General features: G+C 69.7%; 14 protein-coding genes. 3 read left to right on the forward strand and 11 right to left on the reverse strand.

From position 1 onward, the window contains the following. Window positions 1-8 precede the first annotated feature (8 nt). From pdeM to LPA45_RS29390, 8 genes are all read right to left on the reverse strand, one after another. Window positions 9-716 carry a ligase-associated DNA damage response endonuclease PdeM gene (pdeM, locus tag LPA45_RS29355; RefSeq protein WP_317923057.1) on the reverse strand — a complete coding sequence of 236 codons (708 nt, stop codon included), beginning with the start codon at window positions 714-716 and terminating at the stop codon, window positions 9-11. Further along, on the reverse strand, window positions 713-3,412 hold the full coding sequence (locus tag LPA45_RS29360) for a ligase-associated DNA damage response DEXH box helicase (protein ID WP_317923058.1): 2,700 nt from the start codon (window positions 3,410-3,412) through the stop codon (window positions 713-715). Before LPA45_RS29360 ends, pdeM begins: the two co-directional genes overlap by 4 nt. After that, window positions 3,409-5,082, reverse strand: a complete 1,674-nt coding sequence (locus LPA45_RS29365; RefSeq protein ID WP_317923059.1) for an ATP-dependent DNA ligase — start codon at window positions 5,080-5,082, stop codon at window positions 3,409-3,411. The genes LPA45_RS29360 and LPA45_RS29365 overlap by 4 nt, the downstream gene beginning before the upstream one ends. Then, the gene (locus LPA45_RS29370; protein ID WP_376790663.1) at window positions 5,079-6,224 is read right to left on the reverse strand and encodes a ligase-associated DNA damage response exonuclease; all 1,146 of its coding nucleotides are present in this window, start codon (window positions 6,222-6,224) and stop codon (window positions 5,079-5,081) included. The genes LPA45_RS29365 and LPA45_RS29370 overlap by 4 nt, the downstream gene beginning before the upstream one ends. Before the next feature lie 185 nt (window positions 6,225-6,409). After that, window positions 6,410-7,852 (reverse strand): FAD-binding oxidoreductase, encoded by a 1,443-nt coding sequence (locus LPA45_RS29375; protein ID WP_317923060.1) that lies wholly within the window; start codon window positions 7,850-7,852, stop codon window positions 6,410-6,412. A 16-nt stretch (window positions 7,853-7,868) separates the two neighbouring features. After that, a complete protein-coding gene (locus tag LPA45_RS29380; protein WP_317923061.1) occupies window positions 7,869-8,297 on the reverse strand; it encodes a nuclear transport factor 2 family protein in 429 nt (142 codons plus the stop codon). Window positions 8,298-8,458: 161 nt separating this feature from the next. Next, entirely contained in the window at window positions 8,459-10,030 is a 1,572-nt protein-coding gene (locus LPA45_RS29385) for a PLP-dependent aminotransferase family protein (protein WP_116319562.1), read from the reverse strand. Window positions 10,031-10,090: 60 nt separating this feature from the next. Further along, on the reverse strand, window positions 10,091-11,527 hold the full coding sequence (locus LPA45_RS29390) for an amino acid permease (protein ID WP_116319563.1): 1,437 nt from the start codon (window positions 11,525-11,527) through the stop codon (window positions 10,091-10,093). Window positions 11,528-11,861: 334 nt separating this feature from the next. On the opposite strand from LPA45_RS29390, the gene LPA45_RS29395 reads away from it, so the two are divergent. Genes LPA45_RS29395 through LPA45_RS29405 form a run of 3 tightly spaced genes read left to right on the forward strand, consistent with a single transcriptional unit; the run spans window position 11,862 to window position 15,523 of the window. Then, entirely contained in the window at window positions 11,862-12,710 is an 849-nt protein-coding gene (locus LPA45_RS29395) for an IclR family transcriptional regulator (RefSeq protein WP_317923062.1), read from the forward strand. A 57-nt stretch (window positions 12,711-12,767) separates the two neighbouring features. Then, on the forward strand, window positions 12,768-13,781 hold the full coding sequence (locus LPA45_RS29400; protein ID WP_116319564.1) for an AAA family ATPase: 1,014 nt from the start codon (window positions 12,768-12,770) through the stop codon (window positions 13,779-13,781). Further along, complete coding sequence (locus LPA45_RS29405) at window positions 13,778-15,523, forward strand: cobalt chelatase (RefSeq protein WP_317923063.1); 1,746 nt, start codon at window positions 13,778-13,780, stop codon at window positions 15,521-15,523. Before LPA45_RS29400 ends, LPA45_RS29405 begins: the two co-directional genes overlap by 4 nt. Before the next feature lie 2 nt (window positions 15,524-15,525). On the opposite strand, the gene LPA45_RS29410 is transcribed toward LPA45_RS29405, so the two are convergent. From LPA45_RS29410 to LPA45_RS29420, 3 genes are read right to left on the reverse strand one after another with little or no spacing between them, the layout of a single operon-like run. After that, on the reverse strand, window positions 15,526-15,828 hold the full coding sequence (locus tag LPA45_RS29410; protein WP_317923064.1) for a 2Fe-2S iron-sulfur cluster-binding protein: 303 nt from the start codon (window positions 15,826-15,828) through the stop codon (window positions 15,526-15,528). A gap of 46 nt (window positions 15,829-15,874) precedes the next feature. After that, complete coding sequence (locus tag LPA45_RS29415) at window positions 15,875-16,201, reverse strand: ferredoxin (protein ID WP_116319567.1); 327 nt, start codon at window positions 16,199-16,201, stop codon at window positions 15,875-15,877. Between the two features lies 1 nt (window position 16,202). After that, a complete protein-coding gene (locus LPA45_RS29420) occupies window positions 16,203-16,538 on the reverse strand; it encodes a 2Fe-2S iron-sulfur cluster-binding protein (RefSeq protein WP_317923065.1) in 336 nt (111 codons plus the stop codon). Window positions 16,539-16,586: the final 48 nt, after the last annotated feature.

The following is a 16,586-nucleotide window of genomic DNA, read 5'->3' on the forward strand; positions in this document are numbered from 1 at the left end:
TCGCTCTTCTAAGCGCTGTGCTGCGGCGCGCGGCCCACCGGCCAGACGCGGCCGCCGCCGACCACATAGACGCGCTCATCCGGCTGCGGCCGCACCGTGGCGTGCCCAGTGAAGGCGCCGAAGGCGGGCAGGATGGCACCACGCGGGCCGAACAGGAAGCAGGGCAGGCGCAGGCTGTCGGCGCCGGCGCCGCGCAGCCGGCAGGCAGGGTGCAGGTGGCCAGCCAGCACGTAGCCCAGCGGCGAGGCGCCGGGCAGATGGCACAGCGCGAAGGGACTCGCCACGGCGGGCTCCGTCACCACGCGGATCTGCAGCGAATCGGGTGGGTCGCCGGCGCGCGCATCGTGGTTGCCGCGCACCAGGGTGCAGCGCACCTGCGGCGGCAGGCTGCGGCGCCAGCCGTCCAGCGCCGCCAGCACCGCCGGCGTGCGCGCCGCACGCGCGTGCAGGAAGTCGCCAAGGAAGACCAGTTCCTCCACCGGCAACTGCCGCGTCAGCTGCGTCAGCAGGCCCAGGTTGTCGCCGGTGGTGCCGTGCGGCACCGGCTGCCCGAGCGCGCGAAACGCCGCGGCCTTGCCGAAATGCACGTCGGCCACCATCAGCATGCCCGCCGCGGGCCACCACACCGCATGTTCTGGCAGCAGCCACAGCGTTTCTCCCGCCGCCGAGACGGCGCAGGCGCCGTGGGCCCGCAGGGTGCCGGCGTCTGGTGTCATAGCAGCGGCAAGGGTCTGGAGGGTTTGCGCGGGCGGCGTGGCTTGCGCGGTGTGCGGCCGGACGGGCCGGCGTGGTCGGCCATGCCGAAGCGCGCCGCATCGGCCACCGCATCGGCCACCGCTGCGGCCTGCATGCCGTCGGCTTCGCCCGGCTCGGGACCCGCCGCCAGTTCCAGCTCGGCCAGCATGCGCGCGATGCGGTCGGCCAGCTTCTCGGTGCTGAGCTTCTCGCGCAGAAATTCCACCACCAGCGGGAACGACAGCGGCGTGGGCCGCTTCAGCTCGTGCAGGTCTAGCCTGAGCGCGGCCAGCCGCTCGAGGGTTTCGGCGAGCCGGTGCGCGTCCAGTTCCTGCATCAGCACCTCGCGCTCGGCCTGGCCGAGCAGCAGGTTGCCGGGATCGTGCTTGCGGAACACCTCGTAGAACAGGCTCGACGACGCCTGCAGCTGGCGCGCGCTCTTGGGCGCGCCCGGATAGCCCTGGAAAATCAGCCCAGCCACGCGCGCGATCTCGCGGAAGCGCCGCAGCGACAGCTCGCCCGCATTGAGGCTGCCGAGCACGTCGGCGGCCAGGTCGCGCCGGCGCTCCTCGGCCAGCACCTGCGGCAGCCAGTGGCCCCAGTCCAGCGGCGCGGAGGCCAGCAGTTCCAGCCCGTAGTCGTTGACGGCGACCGAGAACGTCGCCGGCACTTTCTGCCCCAGCCGCCATGCCAGCAGGCTGCCCAGCCCGAGGTGGACCGAGCGGCCGGCGAAGGGGTAGAGGAACAGGTGCCAGCCCTCGCGCGAGTGCAGCGCCTCGGCCAGGAGGGTCTGGCGCGTCGGCAGCGCCGACCACTGCGCCTGGAGGTCCACCAGCGGCTGGATCAGCGGCAGTTCGGGCGTGGTGCGCGGATCGAGCCGGCCCGCGGCGGCGGCCTCGAGCGTGTCGATCACCGCTTCGGCCAGCTCGGTCGACATCGGCATCTTGCCGCCATTCCAGCGCGGCACCACCGGGCGCTTGCCGGTGGCGCGGCGCACGTAGGCGGTCATCTCCTGCACCCGTACCAGCTCCAGCAGGCGGCCGCCGAACAGGAAGCAGTCGCCCGGCGCCAGCCGCGCGATAAAGCCTTCCTCGACCGATCCCAGCGAGGCGCCGCCGCTGCCGGCGCGGCTCCAGTAGCGCACCTGCATGGTGGCGTCGCTGACGATGGTGCCGATGCTCATGCGGTGGCGCCGGCCCAGCCCGACATCGGGCACGCGCCAGACGCCTTCCTCGTCCGGCACGGCGCGGCGGAAGTCCGGATAGGCCGACAGCGTGGCGCCGCCCTGGCGCACGAAGTCCAGGCACCATTGCCATTCGGCGTCGGTCAGGCCGCGGTAGGCCCAGGCGGTGCGCACCTCGGCCAGCAGCGCTTCGGCGCGGAAGCCGCCGCCAAGCGCCACCGTCACCAGGTGCTGCACCAGCACGTCGAGCGGCTTGTCGGGCGACTCGCGCGCCTCGATCCGCCCCGCCTGCACCGCGTGCCGCGCGGCCACCGCTTCCACCAGCTCCAGGCTGTGCGTGGGCACCACCGTCACGCGCGAGGCGCGGCCCGGTGCATGGCCCGAACGGCCGGCGCGCTGCAGCAGGCGCGCCACGCCCTTGGGCGAGCCGACCTGCAGCACGCGCTCCACCGGCAGGAAGTCGACGCCGAGATCCAGGCTGGAGGTGCAGACCACCGCGCGCAGCTCGCCGTTCTTCAGGCTCAACTCCACCCACTCGCGCACCGCGCGGTCGAGCGAGCCGTGGTGCAACGCGATCTGGCCGGCCCAGTCGGGACGCGCATCGAGCAGCGCCTGGTACCACAGCTCGGCCTGCGAGCGCGTGTTGAGGAAGACCAGCGTGGTGCCGCTGTGCTCAAGCTCCTCCACCACGTGAGGCAGCATCGACAGCCCCAGGTGGCCGGCAAACGGGAAGCGGCTGGCATTGCCCGGCAGCAGCGTGTCGATCAGCAGCGTCTTGGGCGTGTGGCCGTGCACCAGCACGCGCTGGTCCTCCGGCACGCCAGACAGCAGCACGTCGGCCGCGTGCGGCAGGTTGCCCAGGGTGGCCGACAGCCCCCACACCATCAGCGCCGGCTGCCATTGCCGCAGCCGCGCCAGCGCCAGCTGCGCCTGCACGCCGCGCTTGTTGCCGATCAGCTCGTGCCATTCGTCGACCACCACCATGCGCACGCGCCGCAGCGTTTCCTGCGCGTCGGCGCGGGTCAGCATCAGCGTCAGGCTTTCCGGCGTGGTCACCAGCGCGGTCGGCAGGCGGCGCTGCTGCGCGGCGCGTTCGGCGCTGCCGGTGTCGCCGGTGCGCAGCGCCACGGTCCAGTCGAGATCGAGTTCCGCCAGCGGCGCCTGCAGCGCGCGCGTGGTGTCGGCGGCGAGCGCTCGCATCGGCGTGAGCCACAGGACCGTCAGTGGCGGCGCTGGCTGGTCGTGCGACGGCGCGGCGCGCGGCGTGCCGAATGCCATCAGCGCGCCCAGCCATGCCGCATAGGTCTTGCCGGTGCCGGTGGTGGCATGCAGCAGGCCGCTCTGGCCGCGAGCGATGGCGGCCCAGGCTTCGCGCTGGAACGCGAACGGCTGCCAGCCGCGCGCATCGAACAGCGCCTGCAGTCCCTGCGCGACAGTGAGCGGCTCGGCGGCGGCGTCCTCCGCCGGCTTGCGTGCGGCACGCGGCGGGGTCATGCGGCGTCCTCCCGCGGTGTGGCGGCACCGGGCAGCATGGCTTCCAGCGTGGCCAGCGTGTCGGCTTCTTCAATGGGCTTGTCGGTGCGCCAGCGCAGCATGCGGGGGAAGCGCACCGCGATGCCGCTCTTGTGGCGGCCGCTGCGCGCAATGCCTTCGAAGCCCAGTTCGAACACCTGCGTCGGCTCCACGCTGCGCACCGGGCCGAATTTCTCGACGGTGGTGCGGCGGATGATGGCGTCGACCGCGCGCATTTCCTGGTCGGTCAGCCCGGAGTACGCTTTGGCGAACGGCACCAGCGCGCGGTCCGGGGTGCCCTGCGGCGCGTTCCACACCGCGAAAGTGAAGTCCGTATAGAGGCTGGCGCGGCGGCCGTGGCCGCGCTGCGCATAGATCAGCACCGCATCGACCGAATACGGGTCGATCTTCCATTTCCACCAGACGCCGACGTCCTTGGTGCGGCCGGCGCCGTAGGCTGCATCGGCGGCCTTCAGCATGAAGCCTTCCACGCCAAGATCGCGCGAGGCATCGCGCAGCCGCGCGTAGTGCTCCCAGCTGTCGGCCTCGACCAGCGGGCTCAGCTCCAGCACGGGATGGACGTGCCCGGCAACCACATGCTCCAGCCGCGCGCGGCGCGCCGCCTGCGGCCGGACGCGCCAGTCCTCGCCCTGCCATTCGAGCAGGTCGTACGCCATCAGGATCGCCGGCGCATCGCGCAGCAGCTTTGCGCTCAGCGTCTTGCGGCCGATGCGCTGCTGCAGCAGCGCAAACGGCTGCACGCGGCCGTCCTGCCAGATCACGATCTCGCCGTCGAGCACGGTGCCATCCGGCAGTGCCGCGGCCGCGTCGACGATCTCGGGGAAGCGCTCGGTGATCAGCTCCTCGCCGCGCGACCACAGCCAGGTTTGCCCGCCTCGACACACCAGCTGCGCGCGGATGCCGTCCCATTTCCATTCGACCAGCCAGCGCCCGGGGGCGCCAAGCACCTCGCCGAACTGCGCGACGGGTGCCTGCAGCGGATGCGCGAGGAAGAACGGGTAGGGCTGGCCGCCGGCGCGCAGCTGGCGGTCGTCGTCGCTCTCCGGCGCGAGCAGGGCCAGGAAGCGAGCGGCATCGGGCCGTGCTGACAGGTCGGTATAGCCGACCATGCGCTCGGCCACGCGCTTGGGATCGATGCCCGCTACCTCGCCCAGCGCGCGCGTGACCAGCAGGCGCGACACGCCGACGCGGAAGGCGCCGGTGATCAGCTTGAACAGCACCAGCCGGCCATGGGCGTCGAGCGGGCGCCAAAGCGCATCGAGGCGCGGCATCAGTGCTTCCGGCGGCAGGCCGCGCAGCGGCAGCAGGCGCTGCTCGACCCATTCGGCCAGGCCAGCGTGGTCGGCGTCCATCGGTTCGGGCAGCAGCAGGGCAATGGTCTCGGCGAGGTCGCCGACGGCCTGGTAGCTTTCTTCGAACAGCCAGTCGGGCAGGCCGGCGGCCTCGCGCGCGAGTTCGCGCAGCACCGACACCGGCACGATTTGCCGCGGCTTGCCGCCGGCCAGGAAGTACACGGCCCAGGCCGCGTCCTGCGGCGGCGCGACGCGCAGGTAGTCGACCAGCGCTGCCAGCCGGGCCTTGGTCGAGGTGGTGCCGTCGAGCGCGGCGTAGAGGTCGGCGAAGGCCTTCATGGGGCGGGCTCTTCGGTGGGGGCTTCGCTGCCCGATTCAGCCGCCTGCGCCTCGGCGCGCGCCGATTCGTCGTCATCGCCGTACTCGGTCTCGAACGCCTGCGCCTGCCAGCCGCGTTCGTTCAGGTAGCGCACCATCACCGGCACGTTGCCGTGGGTCACGATGATGCGATCGGCGCCGGTGGCGCCGATCGCCTGCAGCAGCCCCGGCCAGTCCGCATGGTCGGACAGCGCAAAGCCGCGATCGACGCCGCGGCGCCGGCGCGTGCCGCGCAGCTGCATCCAGCCGCTGGCAAAGGCATCGGACGCATCGCCGAAGCGCCGCAGCCAGGTCGAGCGTTGTGCCGACGGTGGCGCCACCACCAGCGCCTGGCGCAGCAGCGGGCTGCGCGGCGGCAGCTCGGATGCAAGCGCCATCGGCGGCAGCGCCACGCCGGCGTCGGCGTACGCGGCGTTCAGCGTGGTCAGCGCGCCGTGGACGATCACCGGACCGGGCAGGCCATCGACGCCGGCATGGTGCAGCAGCCCATGCAGGATGCGCTGTGCCTTGCCGAAGCTGTACGCGTAGACCACGCTGGCGCGGCCGGCCTGCGCATTGGCCTGCCACCAGTGGAAGATCTCCGCCATCAGCGTTGGCTGTGATGGCCAGCGGTAGATCGGCAGGCCAAAGGTGCTTTCGGTGATGAAGGTGTCGCACGGCACCGGCTCGAACGGGTCGCAGGTGCCGTCGGCCTCCAGCTTGTAGTCGCCGGACGCTACCCAGACCTGGCCGCCGTATTCCAGCCGCACCTGCGAGGAGCCAAGCACGTGCCCCGCCGGGTGCAGGCTCAGCGTGACGCCGTGATGGGTGATGCGTTCGCCGTATGGCAGGGTGTTGAGGTGGATGCCGGGCAGTCGTGCCAGCAGCACGCCGCGGCCGGGCGCTGAACACAGGTAGTGCGCATGGCCGAAGCGGGCATGGTCGGAGTGGGCGTGGGTAATGACCGCGCGCTCGACCGGGCGCCACGGGTCGATATAGAAGTCGCCGGGCGGGCAATACAGCCCTTCAGGCCGGGCGACGACCAGGTCGCCGGGGCGCGCGGGTTCGGACGGGAACGGCCGGGGGTGGTCCAAGCGTGCCTCCTGATGCACTGCGGCCGGCATGCGGTCGCGATGCTCCCGGGGCGGGAGACTTGGGCATCATACTGCGGCGCTTCGGATGCCGTGGAGACGGTGGAATCCGGTTTGGGTGTCGGTGGTGGTCCGACAAGCCGTAGGGCTGGCGGTCGGTTTGCGCCCCTCTCCCGCAAGCGACGAAAGCGGGAGAGGGGAGAAAGGCGGCCGCACCCTCAAAACACATCATCCTTCCAGTGATACCAGTGATACAGCACCCGCTGCCCCATCCGGCGGAACGGCGCGAACATCTGCGCCTCCACCATCTCGCGCACATTCGGGAACGGCAGCGGCGAGCGGAAGATCGGCAGCTGCGGCAGCGACGATTCCTTGCCGGCGATCAGGGCCGCCAGCCGCTTGCCCGCCTGCGCGGAGTACATCACGCCGTTGCCGCCGTAGCCCAGCGCGTAGTAGATCGATTGCGACGGGTCCGGCTGCGTGATGCGCGGCATCATGTCGTGGCTGACGTCGACCCAGCCCCACCATGAATAGTCGATCTGGATGCCGCGCAGCGCCGGGAACTTGCGGTACATGTCGGCGATGAGCTTCTGCTTGTACTGGTCCTGCGGCGCGTCGTTGCCGGTGATGGCGCTGCGGCTGCCGATCTGCAGGCGGCCGTCGGGCATCAGCCGGTAGTAGTGGCGCAGGATGCGCGTGTCGGTGATGACCTGCGTGGTGCGGAAGTTGCACGCCGCCAGTTCATCGGCGGTGAGCGGGCGCGTGACGATCGAGTTCGACAGGATCGGGAACAACCGGTTCTTGAGATCGCGGTGCAGCGATTGCGAAGTGTAGCCGCCGGTGGCCACGCCCACGGCGCGGGCGCGCACGATGCCGCCGGGGGTGCGCAGGTAATGGACGCCGTTGCGCGTTTCCCAGCCCGTTACGGGGCTGGACGGATGCACCCTGGCGCCCAGCTCGCGCGCGCGGCGCAGGTAGCCGAAGGCCAGCTTGCCGGCGTGGATGCCGATGCCTTCGGGCTCGTGCATCGCCCCGGCGGCTTCCTTGTCGTCGACGTATTCGCGCCGCACGGTGGCGGCATCGAGGATGCGCGCGTCGTAGTTGAAGACTTCGCGCAGGACCTTCGCTTCCTTCTCCAGCGTGGGCATCACCTTGTCGCGGTGCGCGATATACAGGTGGCCGCCCGGCTGCGGGTCGCAGTCGATGTTCTTGATCAGCCCCTTGAAGGTTTCCATGCCGTCGCAGACTTCTTCATGCAGGCGCAGCGCGGTATCCAGCCCGTAGCGCTGGATCCACTGCGAGCGCTTGAGCCGCCCCGACGCGCATTGCGCCTGGCCGCCGTTGCGCGTGCTGCAGCCCCAGCTGACGCGGTTGGCTTCGAGCACGGTGGCCTTGATGCCGTACTGCTCCGCCAGGAAGATCGCGCAGGTCAGGCCGGTAAAGCCCGAGCCGATGATGGCCACGTCGACATCGATGTCATGCGTGATCGGGCCGTCGTCGGCGGGCGGCGTGCCGGCGGTGCCGATCCAGTAGGTGGGGGCGTACTCGCGGCCCTGGCCGGGGGTGGGGGTATGCAGCGGGTCGTAGGCGGGGTCGTACGGACGCGACGGCGCGGTCGTGTGTTCGCCGCCCAGGGCACTGCGGGGGACTACGGCTTCCATGGCGCGTCTCCTGCGTTCAGGCTTGCGCTGCCACTACGGGCGCCACCGCGGGCGCCACCACGGGCGGGCGGTCCTTGCGGTAGGCATTCTTCACCGCGATCTTGCCGTCGCGGAAGGTGAAGACGTCGACCATGCGCGCCTCGATGCGGGCGCCGTCGGCGCGGGTGCCGCGGAAGGTGGATTCGCTGACGCCGCGGTCGCCCACGACGAAATGCTCGCCATCGACCCATTGCGCGTCGGGGAAGGTCTGCCACGCGAGCTGGAAGCCTTCGCGCACGGCGTCGCGGCCGATGAAGCTGCGGCCGAGCAGTTCGCTGCCGGCAACGCCGTGGAAGGCGCAGTCATCGGCCATGAAGCCCATCAGGGCTTCGAGGTCGTGGCGGTTCCAGGCGTCGTTGAAGGCTTGCAGCAGTTCGATACCGGCGGCGGTGTTGCGATCGGACATGGCTTGGTCTCCTGAGTGTTGTCCACCGGCCCGCGCAACGCGCTGCGGTACCGGCCATGACTCGAGGATAGGGAAGGCGGGCGCGGCGATGTAGCGCCAGTTCGGGACAATCGTTTGGGCCAGCATGGGGCCAGCACGGGGCCAGCCGGTCGCGGGCCCGTTCAGGCCGCGGGGCGGGTGCGGGAAGTGACGGCGGCGTCCGCTGCAGCCGCGCCTGGCGCGCCGGCGGTGGCCTGCAGTTCACGCGCGACGGCCGCCAGCACGCGGATGCCGGGCTCGATGCGGTCCAGCGAGATCGACGAATAGCCCAGCCGGAACACGTTGCGCGGCGCCGGCTCGGCCATGAAGAAGACGCTGCCGGGCTCGATCAGCACGCCCTGCAGCTCGGCCAGCCGCGTCAGCGCGTTGGCGTCGAGCCAGGACGGCCCTTCGATCCAGCATGAAGCGCCGCCGGCGATCGGCACCGGGCGGAAGTCGGGCATATGGGTGGCCATTGCGGCCAGCACTGCCTCGGCGCGCTCGCGGTGCGCGGCCGACAGGCGCCGCAGGTGCGCGTCATAGTGGCCCAATGACAGGAACAGCGAGAACGCGCGCTGGATATACGCCGACGGGTGGCGCAGCATCAGCCGCCGCGCCGCGCGCAGCTCGGCAATCAGTGGCGCCGGCCCGACGATATAGCCGATGCGCAGCCCTGGCGCCAGGCTCTTGGACAGGCTGCCGACGTAGATCACGCGGTTGCTGCGGTCCAGGCTCTTGAGCGTGGGCGTGGGATCGCCTTCGAAGCGGCTCTCGCTTTCGTAGTCGTCCTCGATCAGCACGAAGTCAGCTTCCTCGGCCTGGCGCAGCAGGGCCTGCCGGCGTGCCAGCGGCATGGTGACCGTGGTGGGGCACTGGTGGCTGGGCGTGACGTAGACGTAGTCGCATGCGCGCTGCGCGTCGGACAGCACCAGGCCGTCGCCATCGACCGGCAGCGGCACCAGGTGCGACGTATGCGAGCCGAAGATATTGCGCGCATCCGGATAGCCGGGGTCTTCGATGCCGACCGGCGTATCGGGGCTGACCAGCAGGTCGGCCAGCAGGTACAGCGCCTGCTGCGCGCCCACGGTGACCACGATCTCGTCGGCGCCGGCCCAGACGCCGCGGCGCGGCAGCACGCGGGTGCGGATCTGCTGCACCAGGGACTCGTCGTCGCGCAGGATCATGTCCTGGGCCCAGTCGTGGATGTCGAGCACGCTCAGCGCCTTCAGGCAGCATTCGCGCCAGTCGGCGGTGGGGAACAGCGTGGGGTCGTACTGGCCGTAGATAAAGGGATATTGGTAGTCGCGCCAGTTGGCGCGCTTGACGATATTGCGCTGCTGCGTGGGGCGGAACACGAAGCGCCGTTCCCAGTCGGGCTCGCCGCCGCGCGCGGGCACGGGCTCGCCGCGCAGCGACGCCACGCCGCTGACGCGCGTGCCCAGGATCTCGGGGTTGACGAAATAGCCGCTGCGCTCGCGTGCCACCAGGTAGCCTTCATCGACCAGTTGCTGGTACGCCAGCACCACGGTGTTGCGCGCCACGCGCAGCTGCGCGGACAACTCGCGGCTGCTTGGCAGCGGTTCGCCCTGCGGCAGTTGCTGGTCAAGGATCGCGGACACCAGCATCTGGCGGATCTTGCCCTGCAGGCTCAGGCCGGACAGGGCGTGCTGCTGGAACAGCTGGAACCACATGGTGGCGGGGGACTTGAGGCTCATGTTGCGGCGGCTAAACGACACAGCGCGCCAGCTTACTGCACTGGCGCGCCGCGTGGCACATCAATACTTGTGGAGGTCTGGCCCTGGCATCTCTGCCAGCGGTACTACCGGCTCCGCGCCACGGCGAAACAGTTGCCGCGCGCCGTAGGCAATCAGCAGGATCAGCAGGCTGACCACCCCCAGCGCAAGCGGTGTGCGCTGGTCGGGGATAAAGGCCATGGCGATCACGATGCCCAGCATGCCCAGGATCGCGACATAGGTGAGATACGGGAAGCACCACATGCGCACGCGCAGCAGGCCCGGCGCTTCGCGTTCCAGCCGCGAGCGCAGGCGCAGCTGCGAGATCGCGATCAGGATGTAGACGAAGATGGCGACGGTGCCGTACGAGTTGACCAGGAAGGCGAACACCGTATCGGGCGAGACATAGGACATGACCACCGCGCCGTAGCCGAACAGCGTGGCCACCAGGATGGCGCGGACCGGCACGCCGTTGCGGCTGACGCGGGCCAGCGACTGCGGCGCGTCGCCGCGGCGGGTCAGCGCGAACAGCATGCGCGACGAAGCGTACAGGCCGGAGTTGAGCGCCGACAGCACCGCGGTCAGCACGATCGCGTTCATGATCTGCGCGGCGGCGGGAACGCCCATCACGTTCAGCGCGCTGACGTACGGCGTGGAGATGCTGTTGGAGTTCCACGGCACCAGGCATACCACCAGCAGGATCGAGCCGACATAGAACACCAGCACGCGGGTGATCACCGAGCTGGTGGCCTTGGCCACTGCCTTCTGCGGCTCGGCGGTCTCGGCGGCGGCGATGGTGACGATCTCGGCGCCGAAGTAGAACCCGGTGGCCGCGACCGCGCCGGTCAGCACCGGCACGATCCCGTTCGGCAGGAAGCCGCCGTTGACGGTCAGGTTCGCCACTTGCATGCCCTGTGCGCCGGGAGCGAGGCCCAGCACGTACACGCCGGCGACGAACAGGAACACGATGATCGCCGCGACCTTGATCGAGGCGAACCAGAACTCGAACTCGCCGAACGACTTGACCGACACCAGGTTCGTCAGCGTCAGCATCACCAGCAGCACCAGGCTGATGATCCAGTTGGGTACGTCGGGCAGCCAGTAGCGCACCAGGTCGGCGCCGGCGACGGCTTCGAGCGCCACCACGATGACCCAGAAATACCAGTACATCCAGCCGGTCAGGAAGCCGGCGAGGTTGCCCACCGCGGGGCGATCGCGCCAGGCTTCGCGGGCATACTCGTAGAAGCCGCCGGTGCCGGGCAGCGCGCACGCCATCTCGCCCAGCATGCGCATGACCAGCACGACCAGCAGGCCGGTGATCAGGAAGGAAAGGACCGCGCCGGGGCCGGCCGACTTGATGACGACGCCGCTGCCGACGAACAGGCCAGCGCCGATCACGCCGCCAAGGGCGATCATGGTCATGTGGCGTTGCTTGAGGCCGTGGGATAGTCCGTTGCCGGACTCGGGTTGTTGGATCATGGTGTGTCTCCTGTGCTGCGCGTGCTGCCGGTACTACTTGCAGCCAGACCAGCGTTTTTGGCAGGCGCCACGGCTTCTCTTCTGTATAGGTGGCGGCGCGGGAAACGCCAGCCGCGGCCGTGGTCGGTTCAGTGTTTGCAATCCCGGGTGCGGGATGCTTATCCGTCCATGTCGACTAGTCTCCGGTGTCTGCTTAAAAATCCGGAACCAGATGTTCCGAAAAATTATTGTTTCACCGGAATGTAGGCCCTCCCCGGCGGAAGGTCAACCAGAAGTTTCGATAATTGATATGATTTGACTCTGAAAATGAAACTTACCTATGATGGAGCCAGGCATGAACGATATGCGCCTCGCCAAAAGTGACGCCAAGCCCGACGGAGACACGCCGGCACTGCGTTTGTTCGGCCTGCTCGAAGTCATCGCGGAGAAGGACCAGTCCTTCAACCTGCAGGCGCTGGTGGAAGAAACCGGCCTGCCCAAGCCAACGCTGCACCGCATGCTGCAGCAGCTCGAGGCGGCGGGGCTGATCCAGCGCAACGGCGACGGGCGGCAATACGGCACCGGCCTGCGGCTGCGCCGGCTGGCGGAGAACCTGTTGCTCAACAGCACCTCGCACGGCGCGCGCCATATGGTGCTGCGGCGGCTGGTGGAAGAGGTGGGCGAGAGCTGCAACCTGACCGCGTTCTCGGGCGGCGAGGTGCTGTACCTGGACCGCGTGGAAACCGCGGCGCCGCTGCGCTTCTACCTGCATCCGGGCTCGCGCGTGCCGGCGCACTGCTCGGCCACCGGCAAGCTGTTCCTGGCGCAGCTGGCGCCGGCGCAGCGGCAGCGGCTGCTGGCGCATGCGGAGCTGGAGCGGTACACGCAGAACACGCTGACGGACCACGCGCAGCTGGAAGCGGAACTGGAGCGCGTGAAGCGCGACGGTTACGCACTGGACGACGAGGAATTCCTGCCCGGGCTGGTCTGCATCGGCGTGCTGGTGCCGGCCGTGGACGGCGGCAAGTCCAACCTGGGGCTGGCGCTGCAGGCCCCGGTCATGCGCGTGGCGCGCGACAAGGTGGTGCAGTTGCTGCCCGCGCTGCAGCGCGCGGCCAGCGCGCTGGCGGCGATCGAGGCCGAAAGCGCCAGCAGCTGGCAAGGCGGCGCGGAAGGTGCGGAAAGCGCCGAAGAGGACGAATAGCGCGCACGGCGTCACGCGGTTTGCTCCGCTGGTCGCGGTGCCGGGGTGAAAGCAGGCATGGCGACCAACGAGGAGCATGAGGTGACGCAAGAGCAGTATGGCAAGCCGGACCGGATGATTCCGGTCCGCGAGGTGTTCGGCATCGATTCCGGCCTGATGGTGCCGGCCTTCAGCGAGCGCGACGACCACGTACCGGAGATCGACCCGGCCTACCGCTTCCAGCCGGAGGTGACGCTGGCGATCCTGTCCGGCTTCATGCGTGACCGGCGCGTGATGGTGCAGGGGCTGCATGGCAGCGGCAAGTCGACCCATATCGAGCAGGTGGCGGCGCGCCTCAACTGGCCGTGCGTGCGCGTCAACCTCGATGGACATATCAGCCGGCTCGACCTGGTCGGCAAGGACGCCATCGTCGTGCGCGACGGGCGCCAGGTGACCGAGTTCCAGGAAGGCATCGTGCCGTGGGCGCTGCAGCGGCCGGTGGCGCTGATCTTCGATGAATACGACGCGGGCCGGCCCGACGTGATGTTCGTGATCCAGCGCATCCTGGAACGCGACGGCAAGTTCACGCTGCTCGACCAGAACCGGGTGATCCGGCCGCATCCGTCGTTCCGGTTGTTTGCCACGTCCAATACCGTGGGGCTCGGCAACGTCAACGGGCTCTATCACGGCACCCAGTTGCTCAACCACGCGCAGATCGACCGCTGGAACGTGGTCGCCACGCTGGACTACCTGCCGCACGAGGAAGAGGCGGGCATCGTGCTCGCGCGCGTGCCCGAGCTGGACCACGAAGCCGGCCGCGCGCTGGTCGACGCAATGGTGGCCATGGCGGGACTGACGCGGCGCGGGTTTGCGGCAGGCGACCTGTCGGCGCTGATGTCGCCGCGCACCGTGATCAGCTGGGCCGAGAACTGCCAGATCTTCCGCGATCCGGGCCTGGCGTTCCGGCTGACCTTCCTGAACAAGTGCGACGAGGCCGAGCGGCCGGTGGTGGCGGAGTATTACCAGCGTTGCTTCGGACAACTGCCCGGCGACACCGCCGCGGTTGCAGCCGCGTCGGAGTCCGCGCGATGACCGCGGCGTCGGCAGCGCAGCAGCTGCGCCGGCGCCAGCGGCAGGACGAACTCTCCGGCGCCACCGTGCGCGCGCTGACCGGCGACGCGGCGCTGCATTTCCGCGACGGCCAGCTATGGCGCGCGATGCGGCCCGTGCCGCAGCATGCGCCGCATCTCCGTATCGATCCGGATATCGATACGGATACCGATCCGGATACCGACACGGCGGCCTGCCTGCGCGGCGCCGCAGACGGCGCCGCGCTGCGGCAGGTGCATTCCGACGCCGTGCTGCACCGCAGTCTCTGTCCCACCGATCCGGTCGAGCGCCTGGTTTTCGAACTGCTCGAACAACTGCGCTGCGAAACCCACCTGCCACGCGGCATGGCCGGCGTGGCTGCCAACCTGCGGCACCGCTTCATGGCGTGGTCGCGCGCGTTCCATCGCTCGGGCCTGACCGAGGGCCATCTCGGCATCCTGCTCTACACCGTGGCGCAGGTGGCGTGGTCGCGCCTGAGCGGCGAGCCGGTGCTCGAAGACACCGAAGATTTGATCGAGACCACGCGCGCCGCCATCGTCCCCGTGCTGGGCATATCGCTGGCCGGCTTGCGCGCACATCGCCACGACCAGGCCGCGTTTGCCGTGCATGCGCTGGCGCTGGCACGTGCCGTCGCGGACATGGTCCACAGCGAAGCGCCACGTGCTGGCGAGGATGACGACAAAGCCGTTTCCGCCGCGCGCGCGGGTTTTGCGCTGTGGCTCGATTTCGACGAAACGCCGGCCGAAGCCTTCGCGCTTGCCGACAGCGGCCACAGCCGCGTGCTGGCCGACGCCACCGGCGGCTACCGCATCTTCACCACGCGCTACGACCGCGAGGTGCGCGCCGCCACGCTGGTACGGCGCGCCTTGCTCGATGAATACCGCACGCGCCTCGACGCCCGCATCGCCCGCGCCGGCGTCAACGTGGCGCGGCTGGCACGCAAGCTGCGCGCCGCGCTGGCGCAGCCGCGCATCGATGGCTGGTCCTTCGGCGAGGAAAGCGGCCGCATCGACGGCCGCCGGCTGGCGCAACTGGTCAGCTCGCCCGCCGAACGGCGCTTGTTCCGCCGCGAAGCGTACAAGGCGCATGCCGATTGCGTGGTGGGTTTGCTGGTGGACTGCTCGGGATCGATGAAGGCCTACGCAGAGCCGCTGACGCTGCTGCTTGACCTGGTGGCGCGCGCGCTGGACCAGGCCGGCGTGGCCACCGAAATCCTCGGCTTCACCACCAATGCCTGGAACGGCGGCCGCGCCCGCGCCGACTGGCTTGCGCGCGGCCGCCCGGCGCACCCGGGCCGGCTCAACGAAACCTGTCACATGGTGTTCAAGGACGCCAGCCGCAGCTGGCGCCGCGCCCGTACCGACATCACCGCGCTGCTCAAGGCCGACCTGTTCCGCGAAGGCGTGGACGGCGAGGGGGTCGAGTGGGCCTGCGCGCGGCTGCACGCCACCGGCAAGGCGCGGCGCATCCTGCTGGTGGTGTCAGACGGCAGCCCGATGGATACCGCCACCGGGCTGGCCAACGACGCCTGCTATCTCGACAACCACCTCAAGGCCGTGGTGGCGCGGCATGAGGCGTTGCGTGACGTGGAGGTGCTGGGGCTGGGCGTCGGGCTGGACCTCAGCCCGTATTACCGGCATACGCTGGCGCTGGACCTGTCGCAGCCGGTGGACATGGCGATGCTGGATGAGGTGGCGGGCCTGATCGCCGCGCGGCGGCGCTGAGTTCAGGCGCGCACTGCCTCGCGCGGTTGCCACGACACCGCGATATCGCCATCGATGAACGTCTGGCACGCCAGCCGGAAGCCCCCCGCGAGTTCTTCTTCCGTCAGCAGTTTCTTTTCCTTTGGCTTGACCGCGTCGGTATGCTCGCGGCCCTTGTCGATGCGGCACTTGCAGGTGCCGCACAGGCCGCCGCCGCACTTGAAGGGGATGCCGCCCTGTTCGCGCAGCGACACGCGCAGCAGGTTGCTGTTGACCGGCGCGCTGACCGTCTTGCCGTGGTTGGTGAGGAAGGTGATCTGGATCATGGCGATGAATGCGTGACGTGCGGGCGTAGTTTGCGGGCGTGGGGCTTCAGGACTGGCCGCCCACGGCGACCGGCGTGGGCACGAGGGCGATGTCCATGCTGCCGAAGCTGGCCAGCTCGCGCAGCGCGGCGCGGGCGGCTTCCAGCGTGGCGTACTTGTCGAGGAACTTGGTCGAGACCAGGTTGACGATGCCGGGCGGGGTTTCCTCCTGCACACGGACCTTGGTATCGGTGGTACCGGCCGCCAGCTCGGCGATGATGAAGCGCGCCGTACGTTTGCCGTAGAACACGTAGTCGTAGGCCTCGACCGCGGTCATGCCGGCGGTGGGCTCGGTGCGGAACTGGCCGGGGCGGCTGGTGAGCAGCACGAACATGTCAGGCTCCCGCGGTTGCCGTGGCGAGCGCGGCGGGAGCCGGCAAATCGTCCTGCGCCAGTTCGATGTCGTGCTCGATCCACAGCTGGCACGCCAGCCGGTATCCCTGCTCCAGCCGTTCACCGAGCTGCTTCTTTTCCTTCCAGTTGGGCGGGGGCAGCTGCTCCGCGCCGGCAAGCACACGGCAGGCGCACTTGGAGCATTTGCCCATGCCGCACTCGTAGCGCAGGTTGGGGTAGGGGAACTGCCGGATGCCGGCGCGGACGACCAGGTTGGTCTGGGGCTTGACCTCGTCGACAAAGGTCTCGCCGTGCTTGTGGAAGGTGACTTTGGGCATCGTTCGGTCTGGGGGAAAGTCAGGGAAATCTGGCTGCAGCAGCAGTGC

The organism is Cupriavidus sp. Agwp_2 (assembly GCF_040784895.1).
Classification (GTDB): domain Bacteria; phylum Pseudomonadota; class Gammaproteobacteria; order Burkholderiales; family Burkholderiaceae; genus Cupriavidus.